Origin of the sequence: Thermocrispum municipale DSM 44069, assembly GCF_000427825.1 — a bacterium.
GTDB lineage: Bacteria > Actinomycetota > Actinomycetes > Mycobacteriales > Pseudonocardiaceae > Thermocrispum > Thermocrispum municipale.
Map to the genome: position 1 here is coordinate 577,724 of NZ_ATYT01000003.1, position 16,294 is coordinate 594,017.

Below are 16,294 nucleotides of genomic sequence, written 5' to 3' on the forward strand. Positions count from 1 at the left end.
TCATCCCCTGTTCGTGCGGGACCGGAGCAACGCGCACGCATCGGCACATCCCCCTTGGACCGCGTCGGCAAGTTCCGTGCGCCGCAGCAGGCGCGCCATCAATCCGGCGGCGAACGTGTCCCCGGCGCCGGTGGTGTCCTCCGCCGCCACGGGTTCGGGCGGCTGGATGACGAGTTCGCCGTCCGGTATGCGTAGCACCGCGCCCCGCGCCCCGCGGGTTTCCACCACGACCCGGCCGTCGGCCACCAACTTGTCGACGTCGAGACCGCAGGAGCGGTGCAGGAATTCGATCTCCGCCCCGCTGTGACAGACCACGTCGGCGCGGGCGGCGAGCTGGGCGGCCAATTCGGGCGTGACGGAACGCGGGTCGGCCTTGACCACCCACATGACCTTCGCGTCCGCGGGAATCACCGACAGTGCGTCGGCGGTGGCCTCGGTCGGCCCGACGGCGACGATCACCGCGTGCGCGTCCGCCAGCAGCTCACGCTGGACGGCGGTCAGGGACTGGTCGAGCTCACCGGGGTCGAAGAACACCAGCGGCTCGCCCTGGTGCGGCCAGAAGATCTGCGTCGTCGGTGAGCGGGATCCGGCAGCTTCGATGCCCGCCACGCCGACGCCGAACTGGCGGTGATCCTCGCGGAAGACCTCCCCGTGCTCATCGGACCCGACCCACGTGACGACATCGGCCACGATGCCGTTGCGTGCCAGGCCGCGTGCGAAGTACGCGACAGCGCCGGGATCACCGCCGGGGTCGTGCAGCGGACGCCGGATCAACGTGGTCCGGCCGGGCCCTTCGAACGGCTCGGTGGCGTACTTGAAGTCGAGGCTGGCGTAGCCGACCACCACACACCGCAGCGAACTCACGGATGCTCCTTCAGCAACGCGGCCGCCTCGGTGGTGGCCACGACCGAGCCGAAGTAGCGCTGGATGTCCTCCAGGGACGCCTCCTCAAGGTGCTGGCGATTGGAATTGGTGGCCTCACGCGGCACCACCACCGCGAACCCGTGCGCGAACCCGTCCTGGCAGGTCGCGCGAATGCACACGTTGGTCTTCACACCGGCGACGACGATGCGTTCCACGCGCTGCTCGTGCAGGGTCAACGCCAAGTCCGTGGCGAAGAAGCCGGAGTAGCGCCTCTTGGGCACCACGAGCTCGCCCGGTCGGTCGGCCGGCTCGAAACCGGGAAAGAAATCCGCTTCGAACGAGCCTTCCAGGCAGTGCACCGGCAACTTCGGCTGCTCGGCGTCCGGCACGTCCCGGCGATGGCGCTCCACCGCGTGGATCACCACCGCTCCGGCCTCGCGCGCCGTCGTCAGCAGCTGGGTGAGCGGTTCGACCGTCTGGCGCACCCGCGGGTAGTAGTTCGGTCCGGCGGGATCGAAGAAGTCGTTGATGACGTCCACGAGGACGAGCGCGGTCTTGCTCATGCGGTGGGCATCCTTTGTGCTCGGGCCCGTTGCTGGGCGGCGGACAGGGCCAGCGCGACCACCACCACGACGTACGGCAGCGTGGTGAACAACTGGCCGATCGCGGTCCCGGTCTGCAAGCTGTGCTGCCAGGCGTCGAAGAAGGCGAAGATCAGGCAGGCGATCGCGGTGGGCACCGGCCGGTTGCGGCCGAAGTAGAACGCCGCGAGCGCGATGAACCCGCGCCCGGCGATCATCTGGTCGTTGAACAACCCCACGTGGGCCAGCGACAGGTACGCGCCACCGAGGCCTGCCATGGCCCCGGCGATCATGCCCGAGTACTCGCGCATGCGATTGACCGGAACGCCCAGGCTGGCCGCCGCCGCCTCCGCGTCACCGCACGCGCGCAAGCGCAGACCGAACGACGTGTTGCGCAACATCCACGCGGTCGCCGGAATCAGCGCCAACGCCACGAAGAACAGGACGTCCTTGTGGTTGAGCAGCTCATCGAGGACGGGGATGTTCTCCAGCGCGGGAATGGTCCAGCGCGGCACCCGGTCCAGGCCCTCGATACGCAGCGTCCCGGAGACGCCGAGCTCCCACTTGAGGACGAACCCGATGATCCCGGCGAGCAGAATGTTGACGCCCAGACCGACGATGATCGGGTTGGCCCGCAGGCGGGTGATCACCAGCGTCATGAGCAGGCCGGTGACCGACCCGACGAGCATGGCGCCGACGATGCCGACGAGCCAGCTGCCGGTGAGCCCGCTGAGCAGGATGCCGACCAGCGCCCCGGCCAGCATTTGTCCTTCCAGGCCGATGTTGACCACGCCGGATGCGCGGTGCACCAGCCCGCCGATGGCGGCGAACAACAACGGCACCACCAGCAGCAGGGCGGAACTGATCACGGTGCTCATGCCGCCGTCCTCCTGCGCTTGAGGTGCAGCGTGAAGCTGGCGACCGCGAACACCATCACCGTGCCCTGCAGCACGTCGACGATGTCCAGCGGGATGTTGTCGAACAGCTGGATGGTGGTGCCGGCGTTGGCGAACGCGCCGAACATGATCGCCGCCGGGATCAACCCCCACGCGCTGCGCCGGGCCAGCAGCGCAACCGCGATGCCGGTGAAGCCGTACTCGGCGGAGAACCCGCCGACGACGAACTTGCCGACCACGCCGAGCGCGTGCACGGCGCCACCCAACGCGGCGATCGCTCCGGTGGCCACCATGGCGGCGAACACCACTTTGTTGACCGCGATGCCCTGGGCAGCGGCGAACCGCGCGTTGACGCCGACGTGGTGCAGATCCGCCCCGACGCTGGTGCGGCGCAGGAAGACCCAGTACGCGGCGACCAGCGCCACCGCGATCAGGAAGCCGATGTTGAGCGACGACGGCGGCAGCAGCCGCGGCAACGAGAACGGCACGCTCTCGGTCGACGAATTGGCCTGGCCCGGAGCGAGCAGGTAGGCGTTGACGATCCAGCCGACCAGACCGGTCGCCACGAACGTGAACATCAGGGTGGAGACGACCTCGTCGACCCCGAGCTGCGTCTTGAGCAGGGCCGGGACGACGGAGAACAGCCCACCGGCGACCACCGCCCCCGCCATCGCCACCAGGGTCACCACGACGACCGGCCCGTCCACGGCCACGGCCAACCAGGCCGCGGTCAGTCCGCCGAGCACGAAACCGGCTTCGGCGCCGAGGCTGAACACGCCCGCGCGGAACGAGATCGCCGTGGCGACGCCGGTGAACAACACCGGGGTGGCCGAGGTGAGCGTTCCGGCCAGGCCCTCCCGGGTGCCGAACGCATGCGTGAGCATCAGCTCGTAGACCGCCAGCGGGTTGATGCCGCTCACCTGCAACACCAGGCCACCGACGATCAGCGCTACGAGGACCGGCGCGAGGGTGCGCAGGACGGCGAGGGCGGCGGTACGGGCACGTCCTTCTTTGCGCGTGCCGGCTTCCGGTGGTGGGGCGGCAGGCTCGAGGGGAGTCGCGGTGGTCGCCGTCGGTGTGCTCACGATGCCACCTCCGCACCGGACTGCTGGCCGAGCATGGCCCGGCCGATGCGCGCCCTGGCGTCGGTCTCGGTCGGGTCGAAGATGCCCGCGGGCGTGCCGTGGAACATCACCAGCACGCGATCGCTCAACGTCAACAGCTCATCGAGTTCCTGGCTGACCAGCACGATCGCGGTGCCGTCGTCACGGGCGTGCACCAGCTCCTGCTGCAGTTCCTTGATGCCACGCAGGTCGACACCCCGCGTCGGCTGCGCCGCCACCAGCAGTCTCGGGCGCTTGCTGATCTCGCGGCCGAAAACCAGTTTCTGCTGGTTGCCGCCGGACAGCATCGACGCCGGGTCGGTCACCTGCCCGTGCCGTACCCGAAATCGGCGGAGGACGTCCGCGGCGTGGCGCCGCGCCGCGCCAGGGGAGAACCAGCCGCGGCGAGCCAGGGGAGGGGCGTGGTGCGAACCGATGGCGACGTTGTCCACCAGCGGCTCGGTGATCGACAGCCCCTCGTGGCGGCGGTCGCCGGAGATGTAGCCCACGCCCGCTGTGCGCCGCGCACCGACGGAAGCGGTGGTGATGTCGCGGCCGTCGAACCGGATGGTGCCCTCGCGACACGGCCGCAGCCCGATCAGAGCCTCCACCAGGTCTTCCTGACCGTTGCCCGCGACGCCCGCGACACCGAAGATCTCACCCTCGCGGACCTGGAAGCTCACCGGGCCCACCGCGCGCTGCCGCCCGGCGAGCTGCACCCGGTCGACATCGAGCACGACAGCGCCCAACGGTGTCGTCCGCGGCGCGCGAACCTGCTGCAGGTCCTCGCCGACGATCAGCTGGGACAGCGTCGACCGGTCGAGTTCGGCCGCCGCCTGGGTCGTCACCACGCGGCCACCACGCAGCACGGTCACCTCGTCGGCGACGCTCAGCGCCTCCTCGAGCTTGTGCGTGATGAGGATGATCGTGTTGCCTTGCTCGCGCAGCTCCACCAGCAGCCGCAGCAACCCCTCGATCTGTGAGGGCGCCAGCACGGCGGAGGGCTCGTCCAGGATCAGCGTGTCCGCACCGCGGTACAGGCAGCGGATGATCTCCAGCTGCTGCTGGGTGCCGATCTCGACGTCGCCCGCTCGCCGATCCCACGGCACGCGGGCGCTGATCGACTCGGCGATGTCCTCCGCGCGAGCGCGTGCCTTCCGCCAGTCGATCACGCCGCCGCGCGCGGGCTCGGTGCCGAGCACCAGGTTCTCCAGCAGCGTGAGGTCCGGGCTGAGGGCCAGTTCTTGCTGCACCACGGCGATGCCGGAGGCGAATGCTTCCCGGGGGCCGGAGAAGCGGACCTGCTCGCCGCGGTTGACCACCCAGCCTTCGTCCGGCTGGTCGAGTCCGGACAGCGCCCGGATCAGCGTGGTCTTGCCCGCGCCGTTCTCGCCGAGGAGCGCGTGGATGGTGCGCTCGGCGGCGGAGAACGTGACGTCGGACAGCGCCTGGACCGCGCCGAACCGCCGGGAGATGTGCTCGGCGCCGAGCCGTGCCGTGGTCATCGCCGTGGCCATCGCGCTACTTGGCCCAGCTCGGGTAGCCCTGCTCGGTGACGTCCCAGACCTTCACCTTGCCCGCGATGATCTCCTGCTTGGCCTTGTCGACCTCGGCCAGCACGTCGGCCGGGACGTCCTTCTTGGTGTACTTCATCGGCGACAGGCCGACGCCGTCCTCCTTCAGGCCGTACGAGATCGTCTCGCCGCCGGACAGCTTGCCTTCGGCGTAGTCACGCACCAGGTTCGACATCGCCAGGTCCGTGCGCTTGATCATGGAGGTGAGCACGTAGCCCTTCGCGATCGAGTCCTGGTCGGTGTCCACGCCGATGGCGTAGTGCTCGGTCTCCTTGGCTGCTTGGATGACGCCCGCACCGGTGCCGCCCGCGACCGTGTAGATGATGTCGGTGCCGTCGGCGTACATCTGCTTGGCGATCTGCTGGCCCTTGGGGGCGTCACCGAACGCGTCGGCGTACTTGATGTCGAACTGCACGTCGGGGTTCACCGACCGCGCACCCTGCATGTAGCCGACCAGGAACTTGTCGATGCCGGTGCTCTTCGTGCCGCCGATGAACCCGATCTTGTTCGCGCCGTTGATCTTCGGGTTGTCGGTGTCCTTGGTGACCAGCCCGGCGAGCACACCGGCGAGGTAGGAGCCTTCGTGCTCCTTGAACACGATGCTGGTGACGTTCGGGCCCTTCACCTCGACGTTGACGATGGCGAACTGGACCTTCGGGAAGTCCTTGGCGACCTTGCCGAGCATGTCTGCGTGCGAGAACTCCAGGTCGGCGACCAGACCGTAGTCCGAACCCGCGGCGGTGCGCACCAGCTGCTCGCCCTCGGCCACGATGTCCTTCGACTCGATCGGCCGCCCGGCCACGCCGTGCTTCTCGGTGGCCTCCTTGAAGCCTTGGTAGGCGAGGTCGTTGTACGCCTCGTCGCCCAAGCCGCCCTGGGCGATGATCAACGCCGCCTTCTTGCCGGATTGCTCGGTGGAGCCGTCGTCACTCTTGCCCGGCTCCACGCCGCACGCGCTCAGCAACAACAGCGCGGACATCGCCGCCGCGATCCATGGTGCTCTCATGGCCTGGACCTTCTTTCTCGTACTTCGCCGGATGCGAGGACAGCTCGGTGTGGTACTCGTACAGCGAGCCGACGTAGTGGGCGTCGACCGCCTCGATCAGTTCCCCCGTGCGATTGCGCGTCAGCCGCCGGACGTGCATGAGCGGAGCACCTTCCGCCACGGCCAGGTGCTCGGCCAATTCGGCAGGGCAGCCGACGGCTCGTAACGACTCCTCGGCCGACCACGGGCGTTGACCGATCGACTCCAACGCCTGATACAGCGAGAAGTCCTCGGCCGCCACCACGTCCTTGGCCAGACCGGCTCGCTTGACCAGGTCGGCGGGGAGCGCGGTGCGGTGGTACCCGACCGCTACGTCGTCGACGTAGCGCACCCGCTCCAGCACCACCAGTTCCTGGGTGACGGGGAAGACGGACTCCGGTTCGCCACGGTCGTCGCCTGCGCCGATCTCCACGTAGTCGATCAGTCGGTGGGACGGCACACCGTGCCCGGCACGGGTCACCGAGGTGAAGCTGGTGAGTTCGGAAAGGCTGTGTCGCTTCGGCCGAGGAGCCACGAACGTCCCGCGGCCCTGCTGGCGCTGAATCAGGCCTTCCCGGTGCAGGGTGTCGAACGCCTTGACGATGGTCGCGCGCGAGACACCGAGCTCCTTGGCCAAGCCGGGCTCACTGGGCAGCAGGTCGCCGGGCTCGTACTTGCCCTCGTTGATCTGGCCTGCCAGCAACCGCGCCACTTGCGCGTACAGCGGAGGGGCCTCGACACTACGGTCCAGCATCGGTATCCGTCCGGTTGATCGGTTGACCGGTCAAGTGGAGACGGTAAGGGATGCCGGGCGGGGGATCAAGGGGTGTCACGCGGGATTTTCGCGCGGTTCACCGGAGCACGTGGTACAGCCACGCAGAAGCGCGCTCGACGACCTTGTCGACCGGCAGGTCGAACCGCACCGTCACGCCCGGCTCGTCCGCGGTCAACGGTTCGAGCGTGGCTTGCTGCGAGTCCACCAGCGATGCCGGCATGAAGTGATCAATGCGCCGACGCACACGCACGCGGGCGACCTCGAGGTCACCGTCGAGATGAACGAACACCGCCCGCGGTGCGGCCTGACGAAGAACGTCGCGGTACAGACGGCGAAGCGCGGAGCACGCCACGACGGCGCCGTCCTGCTGAGCGAGCCACGTGCCGATCCTGCGGAGCCACGGCAGCCGATCGGCGTCGGTCAGCGGGGTTCCGCCTGCCATCAGCGACTTCGCCTGCTCACTGTGAAAGTCGTCGCCGTCGGCGAACGGCACGGAGAGCCGTTCGGCAAGTGCTCGTCCGACGGTCGACTTACCGGAACCGGTAATGCCCATGACCACCACCAGGGGTGCCGGCTTTTCGGGCATTACTGGCTCTCCCTTCGTCGTGCCTGGCAGGTCCCGAGGCTATCCCGACGAAGGGCCGGTGTTGTCCGCTGCTCGCGCCACGCCGGGTCGCGGCAGCGGATGAGCTGCGGCTCAGGCCTCCGGGTGGTCGGTGTCGGTGGCCTGCGTGCCCAGCACGAAGCTTGCCTGCCCCTGCTCGTCGACGGTGGCGTCCAGCACCTTGTCGTCGAGCATCAATGCCGCCTGCGGGTCCAGAAAGACCCGTGCCCCAGCGCTGTCCAGCAGTTGGTCGTCCACCTCGGGTTGCGACGCGATCTCGACGTGCAGCCCGGGCGCGGGTGCGTCCGGATGCGACGAGATACGCAGCCCGGCGTTCTCCTCGCCCACCGCGCTGGTGAGATTGTTGACCACGGCGACGGCGGTCGGCGTGAGTACCAGCATTTTTCCTCCTGCATGGGTTAGTGGAGTCCGCCAGGGTAGTCGCGTTGTGCGGTGTTCGCTCGTCCCGCGATGAGGCGCGTGTCACGCCCGCCGGTGGCCGCCGGTGTCCGACAGCGCACGTTCGGTGCGCGCGAACCGCGGGGAGGGTAGCCGCGCGGGCGCTGCGGTGTGGAACTCGAAGTGCCACCACTCGTTGTCGTAGATCCGATAGAGGCGGTATCCGGCGCCGTGCTGGTCCAGCCAGCGCGCACCTGCGCGGGGACGGACGTCGACAGCGATGCCTTGCACGTGTGCGGACTCGTCCGGCGGCAGCACACGACTCCGCGCCGCCCAGGACGACCCGGTGCGGCCGACCTCGCGGGAGAACAGCTGCCACTGGTAGGTGGGATCGCGGTAGCCGGACGTGACCCCGATAAGCACACCGTTCCGCCACAGCGCTGCGCTGCGCGCCTCCTGTAATGCCTGGCGCGTCTGGTGTGTCAGGCCGGTCAAGGACTCGGCGGGGAATCGCATGGCCAACGCCCAGTTCGCCGCCACACGCAACGGGTGAGCCGGGTTGCGTAGCAGCGCCACCGGAACCAGCAGCACGGCCAGGACTCGGGTCAGCACCGCGAACAGGTGCAGGCGACGCAGAGCGCGGGTGGGCAGGTCCTGTGTCTCGGTCATGCTTGCCACGCTGGACCGGCGATGTTCGCCCGCCGCGCGGATCGTGTGCTGGTGCCGTCCCGGTTGTGTCACCGTTTCGCACGATGTCCCGGCGTACCGGTCGAAACGGGCAAATCAGCTGGTGGGTCCGGGGAAGCTGTGACAAAACCATGACAGTCGACGAACAGCACGCGGACATGGCGTCGTGACCATGACGGTGTGACGACTGACTTGGCATCCGCGGTGACGACTCCGCTGCACAGACCCGGCTCCGACCGTGGCTGGTGGGGACCGCTGGGCGCGGCGGTGTGTTGTGCACTGGGCGTGGCGATGGTCTGCGTGATGTTCGTGTGGACGCCCGGTGGTCAACGTATCGACGACGAGCTGATCCCGGGACCGGAGCTCAGCGCGTCGCTGTTCGATCCGGCGGTGACCGGCCTCCGGCTGGTCGGCAACCCGCTCCACGTGGCGGTCTTCGTCGCCGGGCTGGCCTTGGTCGGACTGGTGACCCGCAGGATCCCCATGGCGATGGCCGGGGTGGCGGTACTGCTCGGCTCGATCGGACTGGCACGCCTGTTGAAGACGTGGATCGTGCGGCCCGATCTCGACCTGATCGGCTCGACCGTGCACAACAGCTTCCCCAGCGGCCACGTCGCCGCCGCGGCGGGCATGGTCTTCGCCGTCGCGCTGCTGCTGCGGCCGCGGTATCGGGTAATGGTGCTGTTGCCGGGCGCCGTCGGAGTCGCTGTGACGATCGGCGCGACGATGGTCGCCGGGTGGCATCGCCTGTCCGACGGGCTGGGCGCCGTCCTGGTCGCGGGCACCCTGTATTCCCTGGCAGTAGCCATCGATCGGGTGATCAGCCCGAATCGGGAAGGCCTGCAATAGTTGTGGCCATGGCGCGCGTGCTGTTGATCGAGGACGACGAGGCCGTACGGGACGGGCTGTCTTTGGCGCTGGGACGGCAAGGTCACAGTGTGCAGGCCTGCGAAAGCGGGGAGAAGGCACTGGCCGAACTCGACGCGCTGCGGCCGGACGTCGTCGTGCTCGATCTGATGCTGCCCGGGATGGACGGTTTCGAGGTCTGCCGTCGCATCCGCGCCGACGGCGACCTGCCCATCATCATGCTGACCGCACGCAACGACGACATGGACGTGGTCGCCGGGCTCGAGGCCGGAGCGGACGACTACGTCGTGAAACCGGCGCAGCCGCGCGTGCTGGAGGCCCGCATCCGAGCCGTACTGCGCCGCGTGGTGAGCGAGCCGAAGCAGCCGGAGCAGGGCGTCGAGGTGCACGGCGACCTGACCATCGACAGGGTCGGCCTGGTGGTGAGCAAGCACGGCAGTCCGATCGCCCTGGCGCCGACCGAACTGCGCCTGCTGCTGGAGTTGTCCCGCGTGCCCAGGCGGGTGCTGAGCAGGCAGCAGCTGCTGGAAGCGGTGTGGGAGCACGACTACCTCGGCGACTCCCGGCTGGTCGACGCCTGCGTGCAACGGCTGCGCGCGAAGATCGAGGACGACCCTGCTACGCCGGTCTACGTGCAAACCGTGCGCGGATTCGGCTATCGCTTCGGGCCACTGTGACCGCTCCTGCGCTGCGGCCGGAACACGACCCGGGCAGGCCGCCGGGCCGGATGGGGCTACGCACCCGCCTGCTGCTGGCCTTCGCGGTGTTGGCGCTGGTCACGACGACGATCACGGCGGGCGTGCTGTACTGGCGTGCCCGGACGGCGATCCTGCAAGCGACCCAGGACGCGGCCGCGACCGCGCTGACCGACCGCATGAAGACCCTGCTGCCGCTGTCCAGCTTGCCGCCGCGCAGTCGGCAGATGGAGGATCTGGTGGAGGCGCTGACCGAGCGCGGGTCGGCGGCGCTGGTGTTGTTCCGCGGTCAGCAGGTGGCGTTCGGCATGCACCCGGATTCGGTGCCGGACACGTTGCGCACGGCCGTCCAGTCGGGGCGAGTGGTGTGGCAGCGCGTGGAATGGGGAGACACGCCGATGCTGCTGGTGGGCACGCAGTTGCGACTGAAGGCGCAGCCGGGTTTGAGCGTTCCCAGCGGGCTGGAGGTCTATCTGGCGCGCAACCTGTCGGCCGAGCGCAGGTCGATCAACGAGCTCACCTGGTGGGCGGTGGCCGTCGGAGGCGTCTCGCTCGGCCTGGCAGCCGTGCTGGCGTGGCTGGCCGCCGCGGGGGTGCTCCGGCCGGTGCGCGAACTACGGCAGGCAGCGCGACGGCTCGGCGAAGGCGACTTGAGTGCCCGGGTGGCCGTTCGCGGCAGTGACGAACTGGCGGAGGTCGGCCGGACGTTCAACTCCACCGCCCGGGTGCTCGAGCACCAGGTCAACGAGCTCCGACGGATGGAAGCCGACGCGCGCCGGTTCGTCGCGGACGTCTCGCACGAGCTCCGCACACCGTTGGCCGCGATGACTGCGGTGACCGACGTGCTCGACGAGGAAGCCGGCCGCCTGCCCGGTGATGCGGGCCGCGCCGCCCGTCTGGTCAGCGGCGAGACGGCCAATCTCACGCAGTTGGTCAACGACCTCATCGAGGTCACCCGCTTCGACTCCGGCTCGGCCGCGCTGGCACTCGACGACGTCGACCTCGCGGCGGTGATTCGAGCCAGCCTGCGCTCGCGGGGCTGGGTGGACGAGGTGGAAGCGGACCTGCCCGAAGGAATCACCGCACGAGTGGATCCGAGGCGGGTCGACGTCATCGTCGCCAACCTCGTCGGGAACGCCCTGCGGCACGGCGAACCACCGGTGACGGTGCGGCTGCGAGCCGACGAGGCGTGGGTGACGGTCGAGGTCGCCGACAACGGGCCCGGCTTGGCCGAGGACGTGCTGCCGCACGTGTTCGACCGGTTCTACAAGGCCGACACCGCGCGAACCAGGTCGCAAGGCAGCGGCCTCGGCTTGGCGATCGCCTGGGAGAACGCGCGATTGCACCGGCAGGGGAGGCGAACCGGCACGCTGGTGGCGGACAACCGGCCGGAGGGCGGCGCGGTGTTCACGCTGACGCTGCCGCGTTCCAGCGATGAACCAAGGGAGGGGGCGTGAAGCGCATCATCAGCATCACCGGCGTGTTCTGCCTGGTGCTGCTCGCCAGTTGCGGAGTCCGGCCCAGCGGTGTGATCGCCGGGGGCGAGGCGCCGCAAGGCGACATCACGCTGCCGATCGTCTTCTTCGTCTCCAACGAGCAGCTGGCACCGGCGACCAGGAACGTCAAGGCCGTCGACGCGTTGCTCGATCGTCTTGCCGCCGGGCCGACGGCGCAGGAACGACGCGAAGGCTTGACGACCGAGTTGCCCGCCGGCATCACCGTGCGCGCGGAGATGGATTCCACCGGACCGGTGATCGTCACGTCGGTGGACCCGCAGACCTTGTCGTCGACCGCGCTGGACCAGATCGTCTGCACTGTTGCGTTCGCCGGCGGTGGCGCGGACGGCGGGATCACCGTCACCGGGCAGGGGATCACGCTGCAGCCGCGCCAGTGCGGCTACCCGCAGCCGGTCAGCCCGCCCCGGCCCGCGGCGGAGCTGACCGCGGACCGGGGCGCACCGTGAGGATCAGCGCGGCCCGATGGCGTCCAGCAGGGTCTGCACGTGGTGCGGCTCGATCGACTTCAGAACGGTCAGGCCGAGGTCGCCGTAGGTCCGCAGCGGGCTGACGTAGTGCTGGCCGTCGACCTCGACGGTGACCACGCCCAGGCTCTTGGTGAACAGGTTCTGCACGACCTCGATGATCGGCTCGACGGCCTGCGGCGGAATGTCCGACGGCACGTCGGCCCGCATCCGGTCGGCCAGATCGTTCGCGCACAGCCGCTGGCTGCGGCCGTCGGCCTGCACCGTGTAGCAGTCGCCGTCCTTGGTCACCGAGATCTGCCGGGTCACGCCGTCGTCGTTGATCACGACCTCCAGCTCACGCAGCGTCAGCCGGGTGCCGCCGCTGACCGACTCCTCGTCGGTCTCCAGCTTGGTCACCTCGAACGGCAGCGGCGGTCGGGGTGGGCCGGCCTTCTCGATCAGCAGCGGACCGAGGTCGTGCAGCACTCCCATCTCGTCCGGCGGCAGTACCTCGATGACTTTCTGCAGGTCGGACGTGCGGACACCCTCGATCAGCTTCTTCACCGCGGCGTTGGGCGAATCGGCACCGACCGCGGGCGTCGACGACGAGGGCCACTGCTCGCCTGCGTCCTGCAACGCGTAGTAGGCGATGGTGTAGAACAGGCTCGGATACCACTCGCCGTCGACGTTCACCGTCGCGATGTAGATCGGCTCGCCGCCGCGCTGGACCACTTCACCGATGTCCAGCGTGCCGCTCGGGCTCTCCGCCTCCAGCTCGGCCTGGTCCTGCGGGTCGATGACGGCGTCCTTGAACTTCTTCGCCAACGGGATCTGGTCGAAGTCACTGCTGAACCTGATCGTGCCGTCGGTGAGCGCGGCCATCGTGACGTGGTCGTTGATCTTCTTGGCGCGCTTGTCGTCGAAAACCAGCTCCTCGGTGGCCTCCATGGTGACGCCGGACAGCTTCTCCGGGTCCGCGCTCGAGTCCAGGATCTCGAGGCGCTTCAGCTCGTCGACGTAGTCGGTGACCATGTCGGACAACACCGCGGACTCGGCCGGTGCGAGCGAGTCCATCATGCCGACGACATCGCCCTGCTGGACGGCGGCCAGCATCGTGTTGGCCGCCTCGCTCGGCGTCTCGGCACCGGCCGGGCTGCTCAGCGAAATGGCCAGCCAGGTCGCCACGCCGCCCGCCACCGCGATCAAGGCGACGACGAGCCCGACGATCAGGCCGCGCTTACGGCGACGGGGTGGCCGGCCACCGGGGTAGCCGCCCGGCGGGAACGGTCCGTAATGCCCTTGCCCCTGGTAGGGCTGCTGGGGGAACTGAGCGGTCTGCGGATAGGGGCCGCCCTGCCACTGCTGCTGTTGCTGCTGCCAGTCCTGCTGTCCTGGCGTGGGCTGCCCTGGGACGGGCGGTTGCTGCTGCCACTGGGGATAGTTCCCGGGGTCGTTCGGGCCCCCTTGTCCTGGATACGTCATCCCGTGGTCCTCTCCTCATGCCGCAGGCGACGCCCTCGGCCGTCGGTCTGCCGGCGCTACCGGTGTGCCGGACGAGCGGCGGAGCGGCGCGCCAGCAGGGCCGCAACCGACCCGACGAGCGCGACCGCTGCGCCGAAGCTGGTGGTCAGCGGGCCGGCGGCGACGACAGTGACGACACCGGAACCGCCGGAACCTAGGACGTAGGCAGCCAATGCGACGGTTCCCGCCAGAAAAGACACGATAACGGCGAATCCGGCAGCCGTTCGAATCAATCCGATTACGTAGACCGCGATACAAATCGCACACAAGAGTGGAATCGCGATCCAGCCGGCGAGTGCGACGTCGAGCAGCGGGGCGTCCCACGGCCCCAGCCTGCCCGCCACGCCGGCCGCTTCGAAACTGCTGCGCAGCACGGCGCCGGAACGGAGCCAGGGAAGAAACCCGCCGATACCGACCGCGAGCAGGCCCGCGATCGCGAACAGCGCGCTGACCAGGACCGGTGCGGGATAACGAGCTATCGACACGACGCGTTCCGGCTTCCTTCCTCAGTGGCGGGGGACTTCCGGATGACGATCAACAGTAGCCGCCACGGCCGAATTTCCGCGGCGTAGTACGCCATCCGGATGTGCGCTGCGTCGGCCAACCCGCCGTGGTAGCTGGGGCTGAAGTGTCCAGTTCTGTCTGAGTGACGGGTGGCAACAGAGAGACAAATGTGGCAGAGTCAGCCTACTGAGGTAGGCGGTACGCGCATGTGGAGGGCAGCGGGCCGCCGATCGGGAGGTGGAGACCGTGACCACGCACTCGCCCGCTCAGGGCCGGCGTCGACGGTGGCTGGCCGCGGTGGCGATCGGTGTCGTCCTCGCCGCAGGCAATCCGGCCGAGGCCACTGCCGTTCCGCCACCCCCGCCGAACCCGAGTGACGAGGAGCTGCACAGCAGCCGCTGGCAGGAACGCAACAGGGCGAACAAAGTCGGCGAGCTGACCAACCGGCTGGCGTGGGCGCAATCGCGGTTGAACCGGCTGCGGGACGAGGTCGCGCGCAAGCAGGAACTGGCCAACAAGGCTCGCGTCGACGCCCAGACGGCGAAGGACAAGGCGAAGCAGGCCAAGCTGGCGGCCGCCGACGCACGTAATGCGTCGAAGTTGGCCGGCCGAGAGGTCAAGCGGGCGGAAGAGGCCAAGGACCGCTTCGTCGCCGGCAGCTACCGGCAGGGCAGCACCATGGGTGGGCTGTCGGCCTACCTCTCCTCCGACAACCCCGCTGAGGTGCTCGAACGGGCCCAGGTGTTGTCGGCGGTCAGCGACAGCCAGCTGGACGCCATCGCGGAGCTGAAGAAGGCGCGTATCGCCAAGGCGAACGCGGAAGCCGCGGCACGGAAAGCATTACAGGTCGCCAAGCAACGCCAGGCGGAGGCCGAGGAGGCCGAGCAGGCCGCGAAGCAGGCGTTCGACGCCGCGGTCGAGGCCCGCAAGTCCCAGTACTCCCGCACCGCCGACCTGCAGGCGGAGAAGGAGCGCCTGGCCAAGCTGCTGTGGCAGGCCCAGAAGAAGGTCCGTGGGCTGGAGGGCCAGCGGCAGCGCTACGAGGAGTGGAAAGAGGCCAAGCGCCGCGAAGAGCAGCTGAAGGCGCAACAGGCCGCGCTGAACAACTCCGGTGGAGGCGGCGGTGGCGGGATTCCGTCCGGCTCGTCGGCGCCGGCTGGTGCCACCGTCGAGGCGGTCATCGCGCGGGCGATGTCGCAGATCGGCGTGCCGTACGCGTGGGGCGGAGGGAATGCCAACGGCCCCACGTACGGCATCCGCGACGGCGGCGTGGCCGACTCGTACGGTGACTACAAGAAGATCGGCTTCGACTGCTCGGGCCTGATGATCTACGCCTTCGCCGGGGTGAAGGCACTGCCGCACTACAGCGGTTACCAGTACCACGCCGGTCGGCACGTGCCGCTGTCCCAGGCCCGGCGAGGCGACATGCTGTTCTGGGGCAACGGCGGCATCCACCACGTCGCGCTGTACCTGGGCAACGGGCAGATGATCGAAGCGCCGCAATCGGGCATGCACGTGCGCGTCACCGCGGTGCGCTACGACGACATCCTGCCGTACGCGACGCGACTGATCGGCTAGTGGCCGCAGCCCGGCGGCCATACTGGAGCCATGGCTGACCGGCCGCTGTACGCGGTGATCCTCGCCGGCGGCGCCGCTCGGCGCATGTCCGGCCAGGACAAGCCGATGCTGCCGATCGCGGGCAAGCCTCTGCTCGAGCACGTCCTCGACGCAGTCACTGCAGCCAGTGACGTCGTGGTGGTCGGCCCGCGTCGTGACGGCATCCGCGACGTCCGGTGGACGTGCGAACAGCCGCCCGGAGGCGGGCCGGTAGCCGCGCTGACCGCCGGGCTTGCCGCGTTCGCGGATGCTGAGAGCGCCGATGTCGCCGTCCTCGCCGCGGACCTTCCCGGCTTGCGCCCGTCCACGATCGGGCGCCTCCGTGCGGCCATGCGTGGGGCCGACGGCGCGGTGCTGGTCGACGAGACGGGACATCGACAATGGCTGACCGGCGTGTGGGACGGCCAGGCGCTGGCCAGAGTGCTTCCTGCGGAGCCAGCTGGGCGCTCGATACGTCGAACCCTGGGCCCGTTGCGTGTGATCGAGGTGCCCGCGCACCCAGGGGAGGCGGTCGATGTCGACACGCCGGAGGACGTCGCACGGCTCCGCGCGCGGTGATTGTGTGACCTTCACAGCGGTCACACCGGTGATCACGCACGCTTGACGGTGCAGAGGTCTAC

At 69.1% G+C, this 16,294-nt stretch carries 18 protein-coding genes; 6 read left to right on the plus strand and 12 right to left on the minus strand.

Annotated elements, in window-relative coordinates; all coding sequences use genetic code 11:
- The 10 genes from YWM_RS0102660 to YWM_RS0102705 form a co-directional block, all read right to left on the minus strand.
- Window positions 1-864 carry a carbohydrate kinase family protein gene (locus YWM_RS0102660; protein ID WP_028849408.1) on the minus strand — a complete coding sequence of 288 codons (864 nt, stop codon included), beginning with the start codon at window positions 862-864 and terminating at the stop codon, window positions 1-3.
- Window positions 861-1,427, minus strand: a complete 567-nt coding sequence (locus YWM_RS0102665) for a cysteine hydrolase family protein (protein ID WP_028849409.1) — start codon at window positions 1,425-1,427, stop codon at window positions 861-863. Before YWM_RS0102665 ends, YWM_RS0102660 begins: the two co-directional genes overlap by 4 nt.
- Window positions 1,424-2,323, minus strand: a complete 900-nt coding sequence (locus YWM_RS0102670) for an ABC transporter permease (protein ID WP_028849410.1) — start codon at window positions 2,321-2,323, stop codon at window positions 1,424-1,426. The genes YWM_RS0102665 and YWM_RS0102670 overlap by 4 nt, the downstream gene beginning before the upstream one ends.
- The gene (locus YWM_RS21905) at window positions 2,320-3,426 is read right to left on the minus strand and encodes an ABC transporter permease (protein ID WP_052344475.1); all 1,107 of its coding nucleotides are present in this window, start codon (window positions 3,424-3,426) and stop codon (window positions 2,320-2,322) included. Before YWM_RS21905 ends, YWM_RS0102670 begins: the two co-directional genes overlap by 4 nt.
- Window positions 3,423-4,961 carry an ABC transporter ATP-binding protein gene (locus YWM_RS0102680; protein WP_052344476.1) on the minus strand — a complete coding sequence of 513 codons (1,539 nt, stop codon included), beginning with the start codon at window positions 4,959-4,961 and terminating at the stop codon, window positions 3,423-3,425. Before YWM_RS0102680 ends, YWM_RS21905 begins: the two co-directional genes overlap by 4 nt.
- A gap of 4 nt (window positions 4,962-4,965) precedes the next feature.
- Window positions 4,966-6,024 carry a BMP family lipoprotein gene (locus tag YWM_RS0102685; RefSeq protein ID WP_043659140.1) on the minus strand — a complete coding sequence of 353 codons (1,059 nt, stop codon included), beginning with the start codon at window positions 6,022-6,024 and terminating at the stop codon, window positions 4,966-4,968.
- Window positions 5,945-6,796, minus strand: a complete 852-nt coding sequence (locus YWM_RS0102690; protein ID WP_028849413.1) for a GntR family transcriptional regulator — start codon at window positions 6,794-6,796, stop codon at window positions 5,945-5,947. Before YWM_RS0102690 ends, YWM_RS0102685 begins: the two co-directional genes overlap by 80 nt.
- A 97-nt stretch (window positions 6,797-6,893) precedes the next feature.
- Complete coding sequence (locus YWM_RS0102695) at window positions 6,894-7,403, minus strand: gluconokinase (protein ID WP_028849414.1); 510 nt, start codon at window positions 7,401-7,403, stop codon at window positions 6,894-6,896.
- 111 nt (window positions 7,404-7,514) lie between these two features.
- Window positions 7,515-7,823 (minus strand): hypothetical protein, encoded by a 309-nt coding sequence (locus YWM_RS0102700; RefSeq protein ID WP_028849415.1) that lies wholly within the window; start codon window positions 7,821-7,823, stop codon window positions 7,515-7,517.
- 81 nt (window positions 7,824-7,904) lie between these two features.
- Window positions 7,905-8,489 carry a D-alanyl-D-alanine carboxypeptidase family protein gene (locus YWM_RS0102705; protein WP_043659142.1) on the minus strand — a complete coding sequence of 195 codons (585 nt, stop codon included), beginning with the start codon at window positions 8,487-8,489 and terminating at the stop codon, window positions 7,905-7,907.
- 198 nt (window positions 8,490-8,687) lie between these two features.
- On the opposite strand from YWM_RS0102705, the gene YWM_RS21910 reads away from it, so the two are divergent.
- The 4 genes from YWM_RS21910 to YWM_RS21915 are packed head-to-tail and all read left to right on the plus strand — an operon-like array spanning window position 8,688 to window position 12,032.
- Window positions 8,688-9,356 carry a phosphatase PAP2 family protein gene (locus YWM_RS21910; protein WP_156914592.1) on the plus strand — a complete coding sequence of 223 codons (669 nt, stop codon included), beginning with the start codon at window positions 8,688-8,690 and terminating at the stop codon, window positions 9,354-9,356.
- Between the two features lie 8 nt (window positions 9,357-9,364).
- Complete coding sequence (locus YWM_RS0102715) at window positions 9,365-10,051, plus strand: response regulator transcription factor (protein ID WP_028849417.1); 687 nt, start codon at window positions 9,365-9,367, stop codon at window positions 10,049-10,051.
- A complete protein-coding gene (locus YWM_RS0102720) occupies window positions 10,048-11,526 on the plus strand; it encodes an ATP-binding protein (RefSeq protein ID WP_425426455.1) in 1,479 nt (492 codons plus the stop codon). The genes YWM_RS0102715 and YWM_RS0102720 overlap by 4 nt, the downstream gene beginning before the upstream one ends.
- Window positions 11,523-12,032: a hypothetical protein gene (locus YWM_RS21915; protein WP_052344478.1), complete on the plus strand. Its 510-nt coding sequence runs from the start codon at window positions 11,523-11,525 to the stop codon at window positions 12,030-12,032. Before YWM_RS0102720 ends, YWM_RS21915 begins: the two co-directional genes overlap by 4 nt.
- 3 nt (window positions 12,033-12,035) lie before the next feature.
- On the opposite strand, the gene YWM_RS0102730 is transcribed toward YWM_RS21915, so the two are convergent.
- Together YWM_RS0102730 and YWM_RS0102735 are read right to left on the minus strand one after the other, a co-directional pair.
- The gene (locus tag YWM_RS0102730) at window positions 12,036-13,514 is read right to left on the minus strand and encodes a hypothetical protein (protein WP_028849419.1); all 1,479 of its coding nucleotides are present in this window, start codon (window positions 13,512-13,514) and stop codon (window positions 12,036-12,038) included.
- 56 nt (window positions 13,515-13,570) lie between these two features.
- A complete protein-coding gene (locus YWM_RS0102735; protein ID WP_028849420.1) occupies window positions 13,571-14,038 on the minus strand; it encodes a hypothetical protein in 468 nt (155 codons plus the stop codon).
- 265 nt (window positions 14,039-14,303) lie between these two features.
- Between YWM_RS0102735 and YWM_RS0102740 the strand changes: the two genes are divergently transcribed.
- Window positions 14,304-15,635: an NlpC/P60 family protein gene (locus tag YWM_RS0102740; RefSeq protein WP_028849421.1), complete on the plus strand. Its 1,332-nt coding sequence runs from the start codon at window positions 14,304-14,306 to the stop codon at window positions 15,633-15,635.
- A gap of 30 nt (window positions 15,636-15,665) precedes the next feature.
- The gene (mobA, locus tag YWM_RS0102745; RefSeq protein ID WP_028849422.1) at window positions 15,666-16,232 is read left to right on the plus strand and encodes a molybdenum cofactor guanylyltransferase; all 567 of its coding nucleotides are present in this window, start codon (window positions 15,666-15,668) and stop codon (window positions 16,230-16,232) included.
- The last annotated feature ends 62 nt before the right edge of the window (window positions 16,233-16,294 follow it).

Bases quoted from the DNA above. Each gene is read 5' to 3' on its own strand.
- YWM_RS0102670 (WP_028849410.1), bottom strand. From the start codon at position 2,323: ATGAGCACCGTGATCAGTTCCGCCCTGCTGCTGGTGGTGCCGTTGTTG.
- YWM_RS0102705 (WP_043659142.1), bottom strand. From the start codon at position 8,489: ATGACCGAGACACAGGACCTGCCCACCCGCGCTCTGCGTCGCCTGCAC.
- YWM_RS0102665 (WP_028849409.1), bottom strand. From the start codon at position 1,427: ATGAGCAAGACCGCGCTCGTCCTCGTGGACGTCATCAACGACTTCTTC.
- YWM_RS0102680 (WP_052344476.1), bottom strand. From the start codon at position 4,961: ATGGCCACGGCGATGACCACGGCACGGCTCGGCGCCGAGCACATCTCC.
- YWM_RS0102700 (WP_028849415.1), bottom strand. From the start codon at position 7,823: ATGCTGGTACTCACGCCGACCGCCGTCGCCGTGGTCAACAATCTCACC.
- YWM_RS0102685 (WP_043659140.1), bottom strand. From the start codon at position 6,024: ATGAGAGCACCATGGATCGCGGCGGCGATGTCCGCGCTGTTGTTGCTG.
- YWM_RS0102715 (WP_028849417.1), top strand. From the start codon at position 9,365: ATGGCGCGCGTGCTGTTGATCGAGGACGACGAGGCCGTACGGGACGGG.
- YWM_RS0102730 (WP_028849419.1), bottom strand. From the start codon at position 13,514: ATGACGTATCCAGGACAAGGGGGCCCGAACGACCCCGGGAACTATCCC.
- mobA (WP_028849422.1), top strand. From the start codon at position 15,666: ATGGCTGACCGGCCGCTGTACGCGGTGATCCTCGCCGGCGGCGCCGCT.
- YWM_RS0102695 (WP_028849414.1), bottom strand. From the start codon at position 7,403: ATGCCCGAAAAGCCGGCACCCCTGGTGGTGGTCATGGGCATTACCGGT.
- YWM_RS0102690 (WP_028849413.1), bottom strand. From the start codon at position 6,796: ATGCTGGACCGTAGTGTCGAGGCCCCTCCGCTGTACGCGCAAGTGGCG.